Source organism: Pseudomonas sp. UBA6276 (assembly GCF_002438365.1).
GTDB lineage: Bacteria > Pseudomonadota > Gammaproteobacteria > Pseudomonadales > Pseudomonadaceae > Aquipseudomonas > Aquipseudomonas coleopterorum.
In genome coordinates, this window is sequence record NZ_DJUS01000119.1 from 1 (window position 1) to 12204 (window position 12204).

The 12204-nt window shown below is 62.6% G+C and carries 13 protein-coding genes; 7 read left to right on the plus strand and 6 right to left on the minus strand.

Translation table 11 applies throughout. From position 1 onward, the window contains the following. Positions 1-2269, minus strand: a 2269-nt coding sequence (acnB, locus tag B2V21_RS14145; RefSeq protein ID WP_286917175.1) for a bifunctional aconitate hydratase 2/2-methylisocitrate dehydratase, incomplete at its 3' end; no start/stop codon positions are given. A 381-nt stretch (positions 2270-2650) separates the two neighbouring features. On the opposite strand from acnB, the gene B2V21_RS14150 reads away from it, so the two are divergent. Together B2V21_RS14150 and pdxB are read left to right on the plus strand one after the other, a co-directional pair. After that, on the plus strand, positions 2651-3130 hold the full coding sequence (locus B2V21_RS14150) for a DUF1289 domain-containing protein (protein WP_049860995.1): 480 nt from the start codon (positions 2651-2653) through the stop codon (positions 3128-3130). 258 nt (positions 3131-3388) lie between these two features. Beyond that, the gene (pdxB, locus tag B2V21_RS14155; protein ID WP_286917170.1) at positions 3389-4531 is read left to right on the plus strand and encodes a 4-phosphoerythronate dehydrogenase PdxB; all 1143 of its coding nucleotides are present in this window, start codon (positions 3389-3391) and stop codon (positions 4529-4531) included. Positions 4532-4612: 81 nt separating this feature from the next. Here pdxB and B2V21_RS14160 read toward each other — a convergent pair whose 3' ends face one another. Next, positions 4613-4792 carry a PA1571 family protein gene (locus B2V21_RS14160; protein ID WP_049860993.1) on the minus strand — a complete coding sequence of 60 codons (180 nt, stop codon included), beginning with the start codon at positions 4790-4792 and terminating at the stop codon, positions 4613-4615. Positions 4793-4933: 141 nt separating this feature from the next. Here B2V21_RS14160 and B2V21_RS14165 point away from each other — a divergent pair, with 141 nt between their 5' ends. Then, positions 4934-6691 carry an ABC transporter ATP-binding protein/permease gene (locus B2V21_RS14165; RefSeq protein ID WP_286917171.1) on the plus strand — a complete coding sequence of 586 codons (1758 nt, stop codon included), beginning with the start codon at positions 4934-4936 and terminating at the stop codon, positions 6689-6691. Between the two features lie 34 nt (positions 6692-6725). Here the strand turns inward: B2V21_RS14165 and B2V21_RS14170 are convergent, their stop codons facing one another. Beyond that, positions 6726-7007 (minus strand): pyrimidine/purine nucleoside phosphorylase, encoded by a 282-nt coding sequence (locus B2V21_RS14170; protein ID WP_056843209.1) that lies wholly within the window; start codon positions 7005-7007, stop codon positions 6726-6728. A 72-nt stretch (positions 7008-7079) separates the two neighbouring features. Next, positions 7080-7622, minus strand: a complete 543-nt coding sequence (locus B2V21_RS14175; protein WP_286917172.1) for an exonuclease domain-containing protein — start codon at positions 7620-7622, stop codon at positions 7080-7082. Positions 7623-7836: 214 nt separating this feature from the next. On the opposite strand from B2V21_RS14175, the gene B2V21_RS14180 reads away from it, so the two are divergent. Next, positions 7837-8664: a substrate-binding periplasmic protein gene (locus tag B2V21_RS14180; protein WP_286917173.1), complete on the plus strand. Its 828-nt coding sequence runs from the start codon at positions 7837-7839 to the stop codon at positions 8662-8664. A 5-nt stretch (positions 8665-8669) separates the two neighbouring features. On the opposite strand, the gene B2V21_RS14185 is transcribed toward B2V21_RS14180, so the two are convergent. Further along, positions 8670-8864 carry a DUF6316 family protein gene (locus B2V21_RS14185; RefSeq protein WP_049860989.1) on the minus strand — a complete coding sequence of 65 codons (195 nt, stop codon included), beginning with the start codon at positions 8862-8864 and terminating at the stop codon, positions 8670-8672. 96 nt (positions 8865-8960) lie between these two features. Continuing rightward, complete coding sequence (locus B2V21_RS14190) at positions 8961-10337, minus strand: class II fumarate hydratase (protein WP_282347347.1); 1377 nt, start codon at positions 10335-10337, stop codon at positions 8961-8963. A gap of 223 nt (positions 10338-10560) precedes the next feature. On the opposite strand from B2V21_RS14190, the gene B2V21_RS14195 reads away from it, so the two are divergent. The 3 genes from B2V21_RS14195 to B2V21_RS14205 all read left to right on the plus strand — a co-directional run. After that, complete coding sequence (locus tag B2V21_RS14195; protein ID WP_056843206.1) at positions 10561-11100, plus strand: DUF2059 domain-containing protein; 540 nt, start codon at positions 10561-10563, stop codon at positions 11098-11100. 14 nt (positions 11101-11114) lie between these two features. Continuing rightward, a complete protein-coding gene (locus B2V21_RS14200; protein WP_049860987.1) occupies positions 11115-11411 on the plus strand; it encodes a BolA family protein in 297 nt (98 codons plus the stop codon). 160 nt (positions 11412-11571) lie between these two features. Further along, positions 11572-12204 (plus strand): rhodanese-related sulfurtransferase (locus B2V21_RS14205; protein WP_286917174.1); only part of this gene is annotated, 633 nt, incomplete at its 3' end.

Consider the following 12204-nt stretch of genomic DNA (forward strand, 5'->3'; position numbering starts at 1 on the left):
AGTAGCCTTCTTCGGTCAGCTGATGGGCATCCATCTTGGTCGGCGGTGACAGCCACAGACGGGTCGGCAGTTGGCCCTTGACCTTGTCGAGCAACTTGCCGGCAGCGCGGAAGTGGCCGATGTTGGTCATGCACGAACCGATGAACACTTCGTCGATCTTCTCGCCCTGAACGGTGGACAGCAGACGTGCATCGTCCGGGTCGTTCGGTGCGCACAGGACCGGCTCTTTCAAGTCGCTCAAGTCGATTTCGATGATCTCGGCGTATTCGGCGTCGGCATCGGCACTCAGCAGTTCCGGGTTGGCCAGCCAGGCTTCCATGGCCTGGGCACGACGCTCCATGGTCCGCGCATCGCCGTAGCCTTCGCTGATCATCCAGCGCAGCAAGGTGATGTTCGACTGCAGGTACTCGGCGATGGCCTTTTCCGGCAGCTTGATGGTGCAACCGGCGGCGGAGCGCTCGGCCGAGGCGTCGGAGAGTTCGAATGCCTGCTCGACGGTCAGGTCGTTCAAGCCTTCGATTTCCAGGATGCGACCCGAGAAGGCGTTGATCTTGCCTTTCTTCTCGACGGTCAGCAGGCCTTTCTGGATGGCGTAGTACGGAATCGCGTGGACCAGGTCGCGCAGGGTGATGCCTGGCTGCATGGTGCCCTTGAAGCGCACCAGCACCGACTCGGGCATGTCCAGCGGCATGACGCCGGTGGCGGCTGCGAAAGCCACCAGGCCGGAACCGGCCGGGAACGAGATGCCGATCGGGAAGCGGGTGTGCGAGTCACCACCGGTGCCGACGGTGTCCGGCAGCAGCATGCGGTTCAGCCAGCTGTGGATGATGCCGTCGCCTGGACGCAGGGACACGCCACCACGGGTGCGGATGAAATCCGGCAGGGTGTGGTGGGTGGTCACGTCGATCGGCTTTGGATAGGCCGCGGTGTGGCAGAAGGACTGCATGACCAGATCGGCCGAGAAACCAAGGCAGGCCAGGTCTTTGAGTTCGTCGCGGGTCATCGGGCCAGTGGTGTCCTGGGAACCGACGGTGGTCATCTTCGGTTCGCAGTAGGTGCCGGGACGCACGCCCTTGCCTTCGGGCAGGCCACAGGCCTTGCCGACCATCTTCTGCGCCAGGGTGTAGCCCTTGCCGGTGTCGACCGGGGCTTCGGGCAGCTTGAACAGATCGGTCGGACCCAGGCCCAGCTCGGCGCGTGCCTTGTCGGTCAGACCGCGGCCGACGATCAGCGGGATACGGCCGCCAGCGCGGACTTCGTCGAGCAGTACGGGTGTCTTGAGTTCGAAGGTGGTGATCACCTCGTCGCTGTCGTGCTTGCAGACTTTACCCTGGTGCGGGTAGAGGTCGATCACGTCGCCCATGTTGATGTTCGACACGTCGAACTCGATCGGCAGGGCGCCGGCGTCTTCCATGGTGTTGTAGAAGATCGGGGCGATCTTGGTGCCGAAGCAGAAGCCGCCGGCACGCTTGTTCGGCACGTACGGGATGTCGGTACCGAAGAACCACAGCACCGAGTTGGTCGCCGATTTACGCGACGAACCGGTACCGACCACGTCACCCACGTAGGCGACGGGGTAGCCGTCGGCGTACATCTGGGCAATCTGCTTCATCGGGCCGATCGAGCCCTGAACGTCGGGCACGATGCCTTCGCGGGCCATTTTCAGCATGGCCAAGGCGTGCAACGGGATGTCCGGGCGCGACCAGGCGTCAGGCGCCGGGGAGAGGTCGTCGGTGTTGGTTTCGCCGGTGACCTTGAAGACCCGCAGGCTGATCTTGTCGGCCAGGGTCGGACGCTTCTTGAACCACTCGCCGTCGGCCCAGGATTGCAGCACGCCTTGAGCGTGGGTGTTGCCGTTCTTGGCTTTTTCCGCGACGTCGTGGAAGGCATCGAACATCAGCAGGGTGAACTTGAGCTGTTCGGCAGCCACCGGCGCCAGGGTGGCGTCGTCGAGCAGTTCGACCATGGTGGCGATGTTGTAGCCGCCCTGCATGGTGCCGAGCAGTTCCACGGCACGCTTGCTGTCGATCAGCGGGGAGGTGGCTTCGCCCTTGGCCACGGCGGAAAGGAAACCGGCCTTGACGTAGGCGGCTTCGTCCACCCCTGGTGGTACGCGGTTGGTGATCAGGTCGACCAGGAAGGCTTCTTCGCCGGCGGGAGGGTTCTTCAGCAGCTCGACCAGGCCTGCGGTTTGTTCGGCGTTAAGCGGCTGGGGCACGATACCCTGGGCGGCACGCTCTTCGATGTGTTTGCGATAGGCTTCAAGCACAGTTATTACCCTCATCAGTGGTCCCGGAAGGGACGCTCATCCAGGGAATGCCTGCATCCATGCGCACGGGCTTTTCGGCCGTTCAGCCAGGAAGGCAGGTATTCCTTACAGAAGCTGTTTTCAAAGTTTTACGCCTGTAGAAGGGAAAACTGATGAGGGCTGGCACCGGATGAACGGTGCCAACACCCTTCTACTGGATCGACTGTGCTCGTGACGCTTTGAAAACAGCTTCCAATGGACATTGGCGCCTAAAAAGGCTGCATGATTCTACGTTAATTCGCGCAGGAAGTTAAGTTAAGCCCCACGATTTCTGGGGTGACCCCTGTTAGACAAAGGACTAACATGCGCCCGGTGTTCCACCGTCCAGCGTGCCGATTCGCCATGTCCAACCATTCCATCAAGACGCCCTGCGTGGGCCTGTGCTCGACCGTCTACGGGGACCTCGTGTGCCGTGGCTGCAAGCGCTACCACCATGAAGTCATTCACTGGAACGGCTACGACGAAGCGCAGAAACGCGCGGTGTGGGTGCGGCTGGAGCAGTTGCTGGTGCAGGTCATGGTGGCCAAGCTGGAAGTGTTCGACCCCTTGAAGCTGCGCCAACAACTGGAACAACGCAAGATACGTTTCGTCGAGCGACAGTCGGAGTACTGCTGGGCTTACCAACTGATTGCCCGTGGAGCCCGGGTGATCAACAACCTGGAAGCCTATGGCCTGGTGCTGCTGCCCGAGTTCCGCGACTGGGATCTGCCACAACTGCGCGATGCCATCGATCGGGAATTCTTCATTCTCTCGGAGGCGCATTACCAGCGCTACATCGCGCCATCGTTCGTGCGCGAGCTGACCGAACAGCGCATTATCTGAAGCTGACTCCGTGGTGACGCCTTCGCGGGCAGAGACCCGCTCCCACAGAGACCGCGCTCGCTGTTGTCTGGGAGCGGGTCTCTGCCCGCGAACAGGTTACCCCGCTCCCACAGGGACCGCGTTCGCTGTTGTGTGGGAGCGGGTCTCTGCCCGCGAACAAGCTACCCTGCTCCCACAGGGACGCGCTCGCCCTTGTGTGGGAGCGGGTCTCTGCCCGCGAACAAGCTACCCCGATCACTCTATATTTCTGGATACCCCATGCTCATAGTCGCCGACGAAAACATCCCGCTGCTCGACGCTTTCTTCGAAGGCTTTGGAGAAATCCGTCGCTATCCCGGCCGGTCGATCGATCGCGCGGCGGTTGCCGAGGCCGACGTTCTGCTGGTGCGCTCGGTGACCCAGGTCGACCGCGCCTTGCTTGAAGGCAGCCCGGTGCGCTTCGTCGGCACCTGCACCATCGGCACCGACCATCTGGACCTCGACCACTTCGCCGAGGCCGGCATCCGCTGGGCCAGCGCGCCGGGCTGCAATGCCCGTGGTGTGGTCGACTACGTGCTGGGCAGCCTGCTGACCCTGGCCGAGGTCGAAGGTCTGCCGCTGAGCGGGCGTTGCTACGGCATCGTCGGTGCCGGGCAGGTCGGCGGGCGACTGGTCCAGGTGCTACGCGGGCTGGGCTGGGACGTGCGGGTGTGCGATCCCTTGCGCGAGGCCGGCGAGGGCGGTGACTTCGTCAGCCTGGAACACATCGTCGAGCACTGCGACGTGATCAGCCTGCACACGCCGCTGACCCGCAGCGGCCCTCATCCGACCTGGCACCTGTTCGACGATGCGCGTCTGCGCGCCCTCAAGCCGGGCACCTGGCTGATCAATGCCGCGCGCGGCCCGGTGATCGACAACGTTGCACTGCGTCACGTCCTGCTGGCGCGTGAAGACCTGCAAGCGGTACTCGACGTCTGGGAGTGGGAGCCTGCGGTCGATCGCGAACTGGCCGACTGCTGCGTGATCGGCACGCCGCACATCGCCGGCTACAGCCTCGACGGTCGCCGCCGTGGCACGGCGCAGATCTATCAAGCCTTGTGCGAGTTCCTCGGGCGCAATGCCGACGTGCAGTTACAAGACCTGTTGCCCAAACCCTGGCTGGGAGAGGTGAGCCTGAGCGCCGACACCGATCCGGACTGGGCGCTGGCCATGCTGTGCCGCGGTGTCTACGACCCCCGTCGTGATGATGCCGATTTCCGCCGCAGCCTGGACGCGGATACCGATCGGCAGCGACTCGGCTTCGACCAGTTGCGCAAGCATTACCCACCACGCCGCGAGATCGAAGGCCTGCGCGTGCGTATCGACGGCCCGGCACCTGTGCTCGAGCGCATCGTCGCCGCCCTGGGTGCGGTCCTGGTTTAGCCGAGCCCGAGAAACACGAACCCGGCCGTCTGTCATTTCTGTCAGGGCTGGGTTTGAAAGGCAGTGAAGCGAGTGGTTCGATCAGACGTTGCCAGCGGGTTTGACCACGTGCTCTTCCAGCTCGCGACAGGCTTCCTGCACCATGTCTTCGGTAATGGGCACTTCACGGCCCTGCTCGTCGATGATCGAACCACCGACGGGCTCATGGGGGTGCACCCGTACCACTTCGATGCTTTTCTGCGTGTCGTCATGCGAGCTCATGGCCTGTCTCCTCTTCAGGTGTTTGCGCCGTTTGTTACGGCCTGCTTCCTAGCTGACTTTGTGCGATTCATGGAGTTCCACTGTAGTCGATCCCGCGTCCGGGTGTAGGCTTGTGGACCCTCTGAATACGGATCATCCCCCTTGCAGCTATTGTCTTCAAGTCAACGTCGTGGCCTGCGCCTGGCGTGGCGTTTTGTACGCCCTTATCGATGGCAGGCCATCGGCGCACTGCTGGCGTTGCTGGTCACCGCCGGTATCACCCTGTCCATGGGGCAGGGCATTCGGATGCTGGTCGACCAGGGCTTCATGACCCAGTCCACGCACCTGCTCAACCGCTCCATCGCGGTGTTCATGGTGTTGGTACTGGCCCTGGCGATGGGGACCTTTGCGCGGTTCTACCTGGTGTCCTGGATCGGCGAGCGCTGTGTCGCCGATATCCGCAAGCAGGTCTTCGACCATCTGGTCCACCTGCACCCGGCGTTCTACGAGAACAACCGCAGCTCCGAAATCCAGTCGCGGCTGACCACTGACACGGCCTTGCTGCAATCGGTCATCGGCTCGTCGCTGTCGATGTTTCTGCGCAACCTGCTGATGGTGATCGGCGGCGTGGTGCTGCTGTTCATCACCAATCCCAAGCTCACCAGTATCGTGGTGGTCGCCTTGCCGCTGGTGCTGGCGCCGATCCTGATGTTCGGTCGCCAGGTGCGGCGTCTGTCGCGACAGAGCCAGGATCGCATCGCCAACGTCGGCAGCTACGTCGCCGAAACCCTGACTCAGATCAAGACGGTGCAGGCCTACAACCACCAGGGCGAGGACCAGCGACGCTTCGCCGTGACCGTGGAGCAGGCGTTCGACACGGCCAGGCGGCGCATCGTCCAGCGCGCCTGGTTGATCGCGCTGGTGATCGTGCTGGTGCTGGGCGCGGTGGCAGTGATGCTGTGGGTGGGTGGCATGGACGTGATCGGCGGACGCATTTCGGCCGGCGAACTCGCTGCGTTCGTGTTCTACAGCCTGATCGTCGGCAGCGCCTTCGGCACCCTCAGTGAGGTGGTCGGTGAACTGCAACGCGCCGCTGGCGCTGCGCAACGGATCGCCGAACTGTTGCAGGCGCGCAGCGCGATTCAGCCGCCCACCGAGGGCTTGCAGCAGTTGCCGTCTCGGGTGACCGGCGCGTTGGCCCTCGAGCAGGTGGTTTTTGCCTACCCAACGCGGGAGGACGCACCGGCCATCCGGGGCTTGAGCCTGACGGTTCGGCCGGGTGAGACCTTGGCCTTGGTCGGGCCTTCCGGCGCCGGCAAGTCGACGCTGTTCGAACTGTTGCTGCGGTTCTACGATCCGCAGCAGGGCCGTCTGCTCATCGACGGTATCGACCTGCGCCAGCTTGACCCGCAGGACCTGCGTCGACATTTCGCCATCGTCTCGCAAACGCCGGCGCTGTTCTTCGGCAGCGTCGAGGACAATATCCGTTATGGTCGCGCCGACGCCACCGCCGAGCAGGTCGAGACGGCTGCGCGCATCGCCCATGCCCATGATTTCATCGTGCAGCTGCCGCAGGGCTATCAGACGCCGCTGGGCGATGCCGGCATGGGACTTTCAGGCGGACAGCGCCAACGCCTGGCGATTGCACGAGCGCTGCTGGTCGATGCACCGATCCTGCTGCTGGACGAAGCCACCAGCGCCCTGGATGCGCAGAGTGAACACCTGATCCAGCAAGCCTTACCTACGTTGATGCAGGGCCGCACGACGCTGGTCATCGCCCACCGTCTGGCCACGGTGCAGAACGCCGACCGCATTGCCGTGATTGATCAAGGATGTCTGGTGGCGCTGGGGACCCACGCCGAGCTGGTGGCCAGCAACCCACTGTACGCGCGCTTGGCGCACCTGCAATTCGGTCGCTAGAGCGGACGGCCCCCAGGGCTGGGGGCCGGAATCATCAACGGTACTGGCAGAGGTAGGCGGTTTCCACTTCCACGGTCAGCTGAAACTTGCTGTTGGCCGGTACATCGAACTGGCTGCCGGCGGTGAAGGTTTGCCAGTCGCTGGCATCGGGCAGCTTGACCGTCAGGGCGCCGGATACCACGTGCATGACTTCGCTCTGGGCCGTACCGAATTCATACTCGCCCGGCGCCATGACGCCAATGGTGGCGGGGCCGTCAGCCTCGGTGAAAGCGATGGACTTGACGGTGCCGTCGAAGTATTCGTTGACCTTGAACATGAGTCGGTTCCTTGCGAAGGGGGTGGAAAGGGCTGGCCAGTATGCCCAAGCCCCGGCAGGCCGTCATCCGCTTTACGGCGCCAGCACCATGGGCAGCAGGCGCGCGGTGTTGCGCGCGTCTTCCAGAGCCCGGTGCTGCTGGCCGCTGAACTGCAGGCCGGCCAGTTGCAGAGCGCTGGTCAGGCCTAGCGGCCGCGGCAATTGGCGAGCCTTGGCGAAGCGCTGCTTGAGATTGATGTGCGGCACCCGCGCCAGCACGCTCTCCAGGTTGTGCCGCTGCCAGTCCTGCAGCAGCTGCAGGCGGTCATAGTCGCCCCAACTGACCCAACCCTGCAGTTGCCCTCGATGAGGCGCCAGCCACTGCTCGAAGCTTCTCCAGACCTGAGTCAGAACCGCTGCAGCGTCCACGTCCGTCTGGCCGATGTGCGTCAGCTCGCGGCAGAACGGCGTCAGACTGGGGCGGCGCACCGGTTTGACGAACCGCTGGAAGTGGTCGACCTCACTGCCATCGCGGTTGACCAGGCTCGCACCGATCTCGATGATTTCCATTTCGGTGACCGGCCAACCACCTTCGTCGGTGGTGGCTTCCAGGTCGATGACCAGCCAATGCGGCATACCAGGCTCCCAGGCACTTGCGCTTAGAGGCTAGAGCACAAGTCGGTGCAAAGAGTTCCGGGATCCCTGAAACAGGGGAACAGGGCGGATGTTACAGGCGGCGGCTGGCAGGGTCGAAGGTGTCGAGCGCACGTACAGGGTTTAGCAGTTGTCAGCCCGACGTAAAACCCCTAGCGTACGTGCTTCGCAAAACGGCTGGTGAGGGTTCTCTGTCTTGAAGTACGGTTATCTTAAGGCGGCCCTGCTACGTCTGTTGCTGGCCGGATGGGCCTTTTGGGTTCCGGGCGCGCAGGCGGCCCAGGAAGTGCGTGTCGGCGCCGCCCATTTTCCACCCTATGTCGTGCACCCCGAACAAGGGAGCGACCAAGGCCTGCTGCCGCTGCTCATCGATCAGCTCAACCAGGTGCAGACCAACTGGCACTTCGTTCTGGTGCCTACCTCGATCGCTCGACGTTATCAGGACTTCGAGAAGGGCAGGGTCGACATGGCGATGTTCGAGAACCCACTGTGGGGCTGGCAGCGCATCAAACACAGCGCGGTCGATCTGGGGCTGGAGGATGCCGAGGTCTTCGTGGCACTCAAGGACGGCAATGATCAGGAGGTCTTCGCCGACCTGAATGGCAAGCGCATGGCGTTGTTCTACGGCTATCACTATGCGTTCGCGGATTTCGACGCCAACCCGCAGTACCTGTTGCGCCGCTTCAACGCCGTATTGACGTATTCACATGAAAGCAACCTGATGATGATCGTGCGCAAGCGTGCCGACATCGCCTTGGTGACGCGGTCGTTCCTGGCGGATTTCATCGCTCACAATCCGGAGGTCGGCTCGCAGTTGCTGGTCTCCCAACGAGTCGATCAGATCTATCGGCACTATGCGCTATTGCGCCCCGGTGCGCCCATCACAGCCGAGGAGTTCGCCGCGCTGATGCAGCAGATGCATGCCAGCGGCAGACTGCAGCCCATCTTTACACCCGCCAAGGTAGCGGTACTGGAGCAACCCGCCCGTCGAGTTGCAGTGCGTCAACCGGCCGCCAAGCCCTGAGGGGGTCAACGGTAGGATTGGCGTCCTGATACGCGGATGACGTAGGCCCGGCTCTCGCGCTCTGCTTCCTCGCGAGTCGCGAACGGGCCTTCGAGGGTGTTTTCCCGCGTGCTGAAAAAGTAGAAGCCGTTGACCGTACTGAACCGTTCGGCACGAAAGTGCGTGGTTTCAACGAGGTCCTGCGCACGCTTGCCGAACATGATGGGAATCCTGTGTAGGGTTCGATCTTTGACGTAGATCAGGTGTGTCCACCGCTGGCGCCATCGAGGAAGTACGAAGGCGCTGGCGGCGAGAGCTTAAAGCATTTCTTCGGGTCGCACCCACTGATCGAACTCGGATTCACTCAGGTAACCCAGCGACAATGCGGATTCGCGCAGGGTAAGGCCTTCAGCGTAGGCCTTCTTGGCAATCTCGGCGGCTTTATCGTAGCCAATGTGCGGATTGAGCGCCGTGACCAGCATCAGCCCGCGCTCGAGGTGCTCGCCCATCTGCTGCGCATCCGGTACCAGGCCTGCCACGCAGTGCTCCTGGAAATTGCGGCAGCCATCGGCAAGCAGCTTGATCGATTGCAGCAGGTTATGGATGATCACCGGCTTGTAGACGTTGAGCTGCAGGTGACCCTGGCTTGCGGCGATGCCGATCACCACGTCATTGCCCATGACCTGGCAGGCCAGCATGGACAGCGCCTCGCACTGGGTTGGATTGACCTTGCCGGGCATGATGGAACTGCCTGGTTCATTGGCAGGCAACTTGATCTCGGCCAGTCCTGCACGGGGTCCGGAGCCCAGCAGACGGAAGTCATTGGCCAGTTTCATCAAGGCCACGGCGAGGGTCTTGAGTGCGCCCGACAAGCTGGTCAGGGCCTCATGGCCAGCCAATGCCGCGAACTTGTTCGGCGCGGTGACGAAGGGCAGCCCGGAGAGCGCCGCCAGTTCGGCGGCGATCGCTTCGCCGAAACCTTTGGGTGCATTGAGCCCGGTACCCACCGCCGTACCGCCCTGGGCCAGCTCGCATACCGCGGGGAGGGCGTTGCGGATGGCCTTCTGTGCGTACTCCAGCTGTGCCACATAGGCCGAGACTTCCTGGCCGAAGGTGATCGGCGTGGCGTCCATCATGTGCGTGCGACCGGTCTTGACCAGTTGCATATGTCGTCCGGCCAGTTCGGCCAGGCCCTCACCCAGCACGGCGATTGCCGGCAATAGATCGGCGTGCACGGCCTGGGCGGCAGCGATGTGCATGGCGGTCGGGAAGCAGTCGTTGGAACTTTGCGAGCGGTTGACGTGGTCGTTGGGATGCACTGGCGACTTGCCGCCACGTCCCTTGCCGGCCAGTTCGTTGGCCCGCCCGGCGATCACTTCGTTGACGTTCATGTTGCTCTGGGTGCCGCTGCCCGTCTGCCAGACCACCAGAGGGAACTGATCGTCATGCTCGCCGGCGAGCACTTCGTTGGCGGCCTGTTCGATCAATCGAGCGATATCGGCCGGCAGATCGCCGTTGCGATCGTTGACCCGCGCGGCGGCCTTCTTGACCAGCGCCAGGGCGTGCGAAACCGGCAGCGGCATGCGTTCCTCGCCGATGGCGAAATTCACCAGCGAACGCTGGGTCTGGGCGCCCCAGTAGGCCTCTTCAGGAACTTCGACCTGTCCCAGGCTGTCTGTTTCGATACGACTCATGCTGTTCATGCTCCTTGTTGTCGATCTCGCGTCACACCCCGACGATGCACGGGCGGGTCTCGCTGCGGTTCACCGGCAGCCTTGGCTGTTAGGGTACGCGCCCAGCTTCAGGTTCCATGAAACTGTACTTGCCGTTCGTAGCCCGGGGTTGAGTGACGCACGAACATGAGCGCAGAATGATCGTTTCTGGGGTTCTACCTCGCCTGCTAGATAAGGAAACTCGATGACTCGTTTTCGCGCCATCTGCACCGCGGCTGTTCTCGTCTGTGCCAGTGGCCAGGTCCTTGCCGACACCGCCAGCCACAACGCCAGCGCCGAAGCCTTCCTGATGATGGCTCATGCGGACAAGCTGGGTACACCGGTGTACATGCAAGTACAGCAAATGTTCGCCCAGCGCTTCGAGCAGACCAAGGCACCGGCCAGCAAGCAGGCCACCCTGGAAACCTACCAGGCCAAGGCCAACGCCGCGCTGGATCAAGCAATCGGCTGGCCGAAGCTCAAGCCCGACATGGTCAAGCTGTACACCAGCAACTTCTCCGAGCAGGAGCTCAAGGACCTGGTCAAGTTCTACCAGTCGCCACTGGGCAAGAAAGTCCTGGAAAAAATGCCGGCCGTGACCCAGCAGTCCGCCCAGCTGACCCAGCAGAAGCTGGAAAGCGCGGTACCCGTGGTCAACAACCTGCTGGCTGACATGACCAAGGAACTGGACCCACAGGGCGCTGCCAAGGCTGCTGCCGGTGCGGCCAAGCCTGCGAAGCCATAACGGAGTCGCTGGCGATGTCGATGAAGGAACGCATCGTGTCCACGCTGCAGATGCTGCAACCCGAGCATCTTGACGTGCTCGACGAGAGCCATATGCACAGCCGTGGCACCGAGACGCACTACAAGGCGGTTCTGGTCAGCGAACGTTTCGCCGGCCTGAACAGTGTCAAGCGCCACCAGCTGGTGTATGGCACGCTCGGCGAGCTGATGGGCGAGTTCCATGCCCTGGCGTTGCATACCTACACGCCGCAGGAATGGGCGCAGGTCGGTGCTGCACCGGCGTCGCCCACCTGCGCCGGCGGTGGGCGCTGAGCCCTGAGCACTGGGCTTCGAAACTTGCTAGAATCCAGAACCCGCCAGTGGCATGCCGCTGGCGGGTTTTTTCATTCAAGCCTCTGGCAAAACCCAGTATCAACCCCTGAAACATACCGGTCCGGCCTTTGCGCGGTCGACCACCTGGAGCGTTTTACCCATGACCCAAGCGATCGTCGTGGCGGCACTGTACAAGTTCGTCACCCTGGAAAATTACGTCGAGATGCGTGAGCCACTGCTGCAGGCCATGCTCGACAACGGCATCAAGGGCACCCTGTTGATTGCCGAAGAAGGCATCAACGGCACGGTGTCCGGCACACGTGAAGGCATCGATGGGCTGCTGGCCTGGCTCAAGCTGGACCCACGCATGGACGACATCGACCACAAGGAATCGTACTGCGACGAACAGCCCTTCTATCGCACCAAGGTCAAGTTGAAGAAAGAAATCGTCACCCTCGGCGTACCCGGTGTGGATCCCAATCGTACGGTGGGTACCTACGTCGAGCCACAGGACTGGAATGCGTTGCTCGACGATCCTGAGGTCCTGCTGATCGATACCCGCAACGACTACGAGGTCGCCATCGGCACCTTTCAGGGCGCCTTGGACCCCAGGACCGCGTCGTTCCGTGAGTTCCCCGACTACATCAAGGCCCACTACGACCCTGCCGTGCACAAGAAAGTCGCGATGTTCTGCACCGGCGGCATCCGCTGCGAAAAAGCCTCCAGCTACATGCTGGGCGAAGGGTTCGAAGAGGTCTATCACCTCAAGGGCGGCATTCTCAAATACCTGGAA

Coding starts and splice junctions, on each gene's coding strand:
- B2V21_RS14160 (WP_049860993.1), bottom strand. CDS start 4,792: ATGAGCTCGCATGACGACACGCAGAAAAGCATCGAAGTGGTACGGGTG.
- B2V21_RS14170 (WP_056843209.1), bottom strand. CDS start 7,007: ATGTTCAAGGTCAACGAATACTTCGACGGCACCGTCAAGTCCATCGCT.
- B2V21_RS14195 (WP_056843206.1), top strand. CDS start 10,561: ATGACTCGTTTTCGCGCCATCTGCACCGCGGCTGTTCTCGTCTGTGCC.
- B2V21_RS14190 (WP_282347347.1), bottom strand. CDS start 10,337: ATGAGTCGTATCGAAACAGACAGCCTGGGACAGGTCGAAGTTCCTGAA.
- B2V21_RS14200 (WP_049860987.1), top strand. CDS start 11,115: ATGTCGATGAAGGAACGCATCGTGTCCACGCTGCAGATGCTGCAACCC.
- B2V21_RS14175 (WP_286917172.1), bottom strand. CDS start 7,622: ATGCCGCATTGGCTGGTCATCGACCTGGAAGCCACCACCGACGAAGGT.
- B2V21_RS14150 (WP_049860995.1), top strand. CDS start 2,651: ATGTCCAACCATTCCATCAAGACGCCCTGCGTGGGCCTGTGCTCGACC.
- pdxB (WP_286917170.1), top strand. CDS start 3,389: ATGCTCATAGTCGCCGACGAAAACATCCCGCTGCTCGACGCTTTCTTC.
- B2V21_RS14185 (WP_049860989.1), bottom strand. CDS start 8,864: ATGTTCGGCAAGCGTGCGCAGGACCTCGTTGAAACCACGCACTTTCGT.